Here is a 6,118-nt window from a genome sequence, read left to right as displayed (position 1 = left end):
TGTGCGCGGGAGCCGGATTTGAACCAACGACCTTCGGGTTATGAGCCCGACGAGCTACCAGACTGCTCCATCCCGCGCCAATAGATAAAAAGTTAATAACTTAATATCGCTGTTAGTAAATTTTATAACCTACTAAACAATGGCCGCTATTATAAGGATGTGCCGCTAAATTAGCAACCATAATAACTAATAAGTTGATAAAAAAAGCAACCTAGTTTATCGCCTTACCTACACTATGTTTGCTATAAAATTTGAATCGTTACAATTAACCGCTGTATTAAATCGCATTCGGTGCTCTATTATCGGTAACCTGAACTTTGGATAATAAATCTATCTCAAGCAGCTATTTTCAGCGCTAACTGCGTTGAATTTACTTGCAATAGGCTAGCTATTGACGCGTAATTTCGCCTTGTTTTCACTGAAAATCTCTGGCTAGAGAAAATAAACATAAATATCATTTTTGATTTAATATGTTAGTAAACCTCTTAACCAGAGTTCAGGTTAAACATACTTTAAGAAATAGATCGCTTTTAAAAATATCACGTATAAGAGTGAATTTTGGCTAATTATGAAAAAATACAACACACTAAGATTGATTTTAGGTGATCAGCTCAATCCTGCTCATTCGTGGTTTAAAGACAAATCAGACGACACAGTATTTGTTATTGCTGAACTTATGCAAGAAGCACACTATGTAAAACACCATGTGCAAAAAATATCAGCCTTTTTTAAAGCCATGGAAAACTTCGCTAATGCATTAAAAGATGCTGGCTTCAATGTTTTACATCTCACGCTAGATGACACCAAAGACGATGATGACTTACCCGCTCTTTTAACGCGTTTAGCCAAGCAGCATGAATGTACCTCTATTGAATATCAATATCCAGATGAGTACCGTTTAAAAACACAACTTCACGAATTCGCGATAAATAGCGAGTTAACGGTGAATGCCTGTGACAGCGAACACTTTTTATTGGCATTTAACGACATAGATAAACGCTTTAAAAAAGATAAACACGTCACCATGGAGCATTTTTATCGGGCAATGCGTAAGCAGTTTGATATTTTAATGGACGACGATAAACCTCATGGCGGTCAATGGAACTTCGATGCCAATAACCGTAATAAGTTTTCAAAAAGTGATCTAGCCGATATCCCCAAACCCAAATTATTTAAAAATGATGTTAGCGCCATCATTGAGCGTTTAGATAAACATAAAATAAACTACTTTGGACAGATAGACACGCAATTAAGCTGGCCAACAACCCGTAAGCAAGCAATAAGTGCGCTTGATCATTTTTGTGCACATTTACTGCCTCGCTTTGGTCAATTTCAAGATGCGATGACAGATCAATGCCCTGATAAAGATACCTTTTATCACAGCCGATTATCGTTTGCGTTAAATGCCAAGATTTTACCCCCTCGCTATGTTATCGACCGTGTTGTTAAAGAGTATCAACAACGTCAAGATGAAATATCTATTTCTCAGGTTGAAGGCTTTATTCGCCAAGTACTGGGGTGGCGAGAATATGTGCGTGGCGTTTATTGGAAAAATATGCCCGATTACGCCAACAAAAACCAGCTTAATGCAACTCGTGTACTGCCGAGTTATTTTTGGAATGGTAAAACAAAAATGAATTGCTTAAGCCACTCATTAACACAAAGCTTAGACAGCGCGTATGCCCATCATATTCAACGTTTAATGGTAATAGGTAATTTTTGCTTATTAACCGCCATCAGTCCCGATGAAGTGGATGAATGGTATTTAGGTGTTTATATCGATGCTATTGAGTGGGTAGAAATGCCTAACGCCCGAGGGATGAGCCAGTTTGCTGACGATGGCATCATAGCCACTAAGCCTTATGCGGCTAGCGGCAACTATATAAATAAAATGAGTGACTACTGTAAAAGCTGCCAATACAAAGTAAAAGAAAAAGTGGGTAAAGACGCGTGTCCGCTAAACAGCCTCTACTGGCAGTTTATGCAAAAACACCGAGAACGACTTGAGAAAAACCCGCGAATAGGCATGGTTTATCGTAATTGGGATAAACAAGATGAATCATTGCGCCAAGAAACCTTAGAGCAAGCTAACAACTATTTAAATAATATTGAAAAGCTGTAAATATAAATGCCGTCAATTGGCGGCAGTATCCTTGATAATTAATATTAAAGTACCAAAATCAGGTAATATTGTTAATTAAATGTTTAATTTATTTGTCATGTCAGTGTAATGAGCTTATTTTTTAATAGCACCTCTTACTCCAAACTATGATGAGAATAAAATGAAAAAACAATTAATTGCAGCGACACTTTTATTACTCGGTACAAGCCAAGCTCAAGCTTTTAGTCAAGAAACTCACAAACGTATTGTTCTAGATGCCGTAAATTATATGCAGCAACACCCAGCCAGCACCGAATATGCTGCCTTACGTCAGTACGCTGCACAAAACAATCTGACAATCTCTGAATTAGCCGAGCTGCTGGGACAAGCTGCTTATGACGTAGATGACTTTGAAGACACCTTTTTCTGTGGTGCTATTACAGGTTCATGTGTTCAAGCGCCAGTATGGGGAGCAGCGCAAAGTATAGTTAAATATACAAGCTATTGGCATTTTCAAAATCATACCCAAGGTGCAGACCAACATGGAAACGATTTTGGTGGTTATAATTATGAGAAGCTCACCGTTTGGGGCACTATTGATAATCTTGCATCTGCTTGGCTTAAAGGTGACTATCTTGATGATGGTAAAGGGGGGGAAACAGGTTGGTTCAATGCCGACTCTTCAAAATATAACAGTTATGGTGTAACAGAATCTCACTACAGAATCGATAGCAACTCAACCTATTCTATGTACGATGACTTTGAAGAAATGCCATTTCAACCTATCGATAATTTAGGCCAATATTGGTATCAAAGTTACTTACAAAGCGGAAATCCTCAAGTATTAGGGTTTGTATTTCATACTACTGATTTATTACAACCTCACCACACATGGACCACATCAGACCTTAACCACTCTAGCTGGGAAAGTTGGGTAAAAGATTACTATGATCAAGAGCAGCTCAACGATTTATCATTCGTTACTCAAGCAATGCAAACGTTCTCGCCTTTAGATAAAAATAGCCAAGATGTTCGCCCATTATTAACTCAAGGCGGTTCATTTTCTTATGCACAAGGTGGGATTGTACTCAACTCAGAAGATCATTTTGATCGCCTTAATATAGCTAAGCAAGTAGTGCCCCATGCAATAGCAATGGTGGTGCACTTATTAAACCACGCCATGGTTGCTCGCTAATGAAAAAAATGGCTATTTTAGTGATTACATTACTAGGGGCTTTTTACCACTCCCTAGTAATGGCCTCATTTACACAATACAGTAGTGATGAAGTTAACTTTATGCATCGTGCTTATTTAAAGCACAAACCTGAAATTACAATCAATGAAGTTAGAACTCGTCTGTATGAGAATCAGTTTTTATTACAACAAGCAACCCTAAAAACACCTGCGATAATAAAACGACAATCTGCCGTTGGTTTTAGTACTCAATACCATGTTGAACGTTACTTAAAAAATCTGTTCGATTCGCAGTTAGCTATAAAGGTACAGTCAAGTCAGGTAAAGCTTGACACTTATGATAGCCATTGGCTTAAACACACATTAGGGCCCTACCCTAAAAATGGTCAATATGTGCAAAGCTTGATTAAAAAAATGCAGCAGATCGATTTAACCCCTATTTTGTATAACTCTATTAATTTATATGAATTTATCGATACACTATCAATGCAGGTACGTTTTAAACTCCATAGAGGAGATAGTGAACTATTCAAAAGTGAATTAATAAAAAAACGGCAATTCAATATAGCGTTTTCAAAAGCCAAACCGATTTTGGCAAAACAGAATATTGATATTGAACATCTGTATGAAATAGCTAAAGGAGATATTTTGCGCCCCTCCATTCAAAGCTGGCTAGGCATAAATACAATGATGCATATGCAGAGCCCTGTTCTTGAAAAGCTAGAGAAACAAGTAAACAAAAGCGAAATTAAAGCGTTTTATCAAGCAAATAAATCGCAGTTTAAATTCTTAAGTCAGGTAAAGGCCCACGGAGCTCAATTTGCTAGTCGAACCAATGCTGTAGACTTTCGCACGTTGGCGGATAACAAATCACTTAAACAAGCATTAGTAATATCAGGAAAACAAGATATATATGCTCAATACAATAGTGAATTAAATCGCAAAAACAAAAGTAGTTGGGTTGTACAACTTGCGTTCACAACTAAAGAAAACACCATTTCTGCTGTTATACGTACACCTAGAGGTGAATGGGTGGTGATACACAGTTATGAGCATCAGTTTGATTACTTTTCGCCAGAAGATGAAACCGTTCGATACCAAGCAACAAAGGCCATCGCAAAACAAAAAGCGGCACAACAGTATGAAAATAACTGGCTCAAGTGGCAAAATAAGACGGGAGTAATTTTATGAGTAAAAAAAATTTCGTTTCTGTCATTGCTTTAGCTTGTGTTGGTATTTACACACTTTTCACTCATTATACTAGCAAACCAACAATAGAGAATATTGATGGTCTTAACCAAGCTAAAAGTGTCAAGCAAATAACGTCCCTTGAACTGACTGCTGATGACATGACTCAAGAGTTGGAAAGCACGCAATTGAAAACGGTTGCAACTAGTAATACTAGCTCTCAGCCCTTACCAAAAATAACCTCTGTGGCCTATTTACCCAACATAGTAAAAAATACTCAGCCAGTGGCTCAGTACAATGGTGATCTAAATAATCACCAGGCATATCAAGATTTCCACCTTGAACAGCAAAGACAGCTCGAACAACGTTTTGTTGTTGCTGCAAAAGCCAAAATATTAAAACTTGAAGACTTACTTGCTAAAGGCCGACAAAAAAAGCTTTCACAAGAACAACTACAAGTTGCAATAGATAAAATTAACGCTTTAAAACAAATGCAAATAGATTTAAAAGACTAACAACGCAAAAAGCCGCCAAATGGCGGCTTTTCACAGGGAAAACACGTGTGCTATCTAAGCTATTTACTTTCTAGCATATTGCCTAAGCCAATTTCAATTTTACGTGGCTTCAGCGCTTCTGGGATCTCACGCTCAAGGTCGATGCTTAGTAAGCCGTTAGCTAGGTCTGCGCCAAGTACTTTAACGTGGTCACCTAACTGGAACTTACGCTCAAAGTTGCGCTCGGCAATGCCTTGATGAATGAATTTACGTTCATCGTTTTGATCTTTACCTGCTTTAGTGCCTGATACAACTAACGTGTTGTTTTCAGATTGCAGGCTTAACTCGTCTTCACTAAATCCAGCAACTGCCATAGTGATACGGTATTTGTCTTTATCAAGTGCTTCGATGTTGTATGGAGGAAAACTTGGCTGCTTGTCAGTTCGTGCAGCGGCATCCATTAATGATGCTAAGTGATCGAAACCAATGAATGAACGGTATAGGGGTGATAAATCTACTGTACGCATAATAATATCCTCATATTTAAGCGATATATTGCTGCCACTTTTCGTTTGAACAAGTAACGGCAAAATTTAATTAATAATATAACTTTCAAATAGTTCTGTTTAAATGAAGACCCATCAGGCGTCCTCAAATAACTATTTATGGGCGGACAATTTTATTTCAAGATTTTTTTATAAAATATTTTTTATTTTTTTACAGGCCCTAAAAAAAGCGAACACAATAATCGTTTTTTTGCACTGTAATAAATAATGAAATTAGTTACACTAGGGTCAACTAATTTGAGGAGAGCGTTATGTTAACAGTAATTTTTGGCCGTGAAGGCTGCCCTTTTTGTGTTCGCGCTAAAGATGTTGCAGAGCAACTTGCTAATGACCGCGATGATTTTAAATACCGCTACATCGACATCATCAAAGAAGGTATCAGTAAAGAAGATTTAGAGAAATCTGCAGGCAAGCCATGTCCGACTGTGCCACAAATTTTTGTAGACCAAACTCATATTGGTGGTTTTACAGAATTTGAAGCCTACGCCAAAGAAAACCTAGGCCTTTACCAGTAAATTTGTAGGTATATTGTTAACCAGCTTAATTAACGCACAACTTGAGCTGGTTAAATTTCG

The 6,118-nt window shown here is 37.6% G+C and carries 6 protein-coding genes and 1 tRNA gene; 5 read left to right on the top strand and 2 right to left on the bottom strand.

Annotated elements, in window-relative coordinates; all coding sequences use genetic code 11:
- Positions 1 to 2 precede the first annotated feature (2 nt).
- A tRNA-Met gene (locus CWB78_RS03965) sits at positions 3 to 78 on the bottom strand.
- A 490-nt stretch (positions 79 to 568) separates the two neighbouring features.
- On the opposite strand from CWB78_RS03965, the gene CWB78_RS03960 reads away from it, so the two are divergent.
- From CWB78_RS03960 to CWB78_RS03945, 4 genes are all read left to right on the top strand, one after another.
- Positions 569 to 2,122, top strand: a complete 1,554-nt coding sequence (locus CWB78_RS03960; RefSeq protein ID WP_138594298.1) for a cryptochrome/photolyase family protein — start codon at positions 569 to 571, stop codon at positions 2,120 to 2,122.
- A 160-nt stretch (positions 2,123 to 2,282) separates the two neighbouring features.
- A complete protein-coding gene (locus CWB78_RS03955; RefSeq protein WP_138594296.1) occupies positions 2,283 to 3,296 on the top strand; it encodes a phospholipase C/P1 nuclease family protein in 1,014 nt (337 codons plus the stop codon).
- Positions 3,296 to 4,486, top strand: coding sequence for a peptidylprolyl isomerase (locus CWB78_RS03950; RefSeq protein ID WP_138594294.1), 1,191 nt, complete (start codon positions 3,296 to 3,298; stop codon positions 4,484 to 4,486). The genes CWB78_RS03955 and CWB78_RS03950 overlap by 1 nt, the downstream gene beginning before the upstream one ends.
- Positions 4,483 to 4,998, top strand: coding sequence for a hypothetical protein (locus CWB78_RS03945; protein ID WP_069440004.1), 516 nt, complete (start codon positions 4,483 to 4,485; stop codon positions 4,996 to 4,998). The genes CWB78_RS03950 and CWB78_RS03945 overlap by 4 nt, the downstream gene beginning before the upstream one ends.
- 59 nt (positions 4,999 to 5,057) lie before the next feature.
- On the opposite strand, the gene CWB78_RS03940 is transcribed toward CWB78_RS03945, so the two are convergent.
- Complete coding sequence (locus CWB78_RS03940) at positions 5,058 to 5,504, bottom strand: Hsp20 family protein (RefSeq protein WP_069440005.1); 447 nt, start codon at positions 5,502 to 5,504, stop codon at positions 5,058 to 5,060.
- A gap of 290 nt (positions 5,505 to 5,794) precedes the next feature.
- On the opposite strand from CWB78_RS03940, the gene CWB78_RS03935 reads away from it, so the two are divergent.
- Positions 5,795 to 6,058 carry a GrxA family glutaredoxin gene (locus CWB78_RS03935; protein WP_008114535.1) on the top strand — a complete coding sequence of 88 codons (264 nt, stop codon included), beginning with the start codon at positions 5,795 to 5,797 and terminating at the stop codon, positions 6,056 to 6,058.
- The last annotated feature ends 60 nt before the right edge of the window (positions 6,059 to 6,118 follow it).

The sequence above is a fragment of the Pseudoalteromonas sp. S1612 genome (genome assembly GCF_005887175.1).
Classification (GTDB): Bacteria; Pseudomonadota; Gammaproteobacteria; order Enterobacterales; family Alteromonadaceae; genus Pseudoalteromonas; species Pseudoalteromonas undina.
This window is presented reverse-complemented; position numbering and strand designations above follow the sequence as displayed.

Coding starts and splice junctions, on each gene's coding strand:
- CWB78_RS03960 (WP_138594298.1), top strand. CDS start 569: ATGAAAAAATACAACACACTAAGATTGATTTTAGGTGATCAGCTCAAT.
- CWB78_RS03955 (WP_138594296.1), top strand. CDS start 2,283: ATGAAAAAACAATTAATTGCAGCGACACTTTTATTACTCGGTACAAGC.
- CWB78_RS03950 (WP_138594294.1), top strand. CDS start 3,296: ATGAAAAAAATGGCTATTTTAGTGATTACATTACTAGGGGCTTTTTAC.
- CWB78_RS03945 (WP_069440004.1), top strand. CDS start 4,483: ATGAGTAAAAAAAATTTCGTTTCTGTCATTGCTTTAGCTTGTGTTGGT.
- CWB78_RS03940 (WP_069440005.1), bottom strand. CDS start 5,504: ATGCGTACAGTAGATTTATCACCCCTATACCGTTCATTCATTGGTTTC.
- CWB78_RS03935 (WP_008114535.1), top strand. CDS start 5,795: ATGTTAACAGTAATTTTTGGCCGTGAAGGCTGCCCTTTTTGTGTTCGC.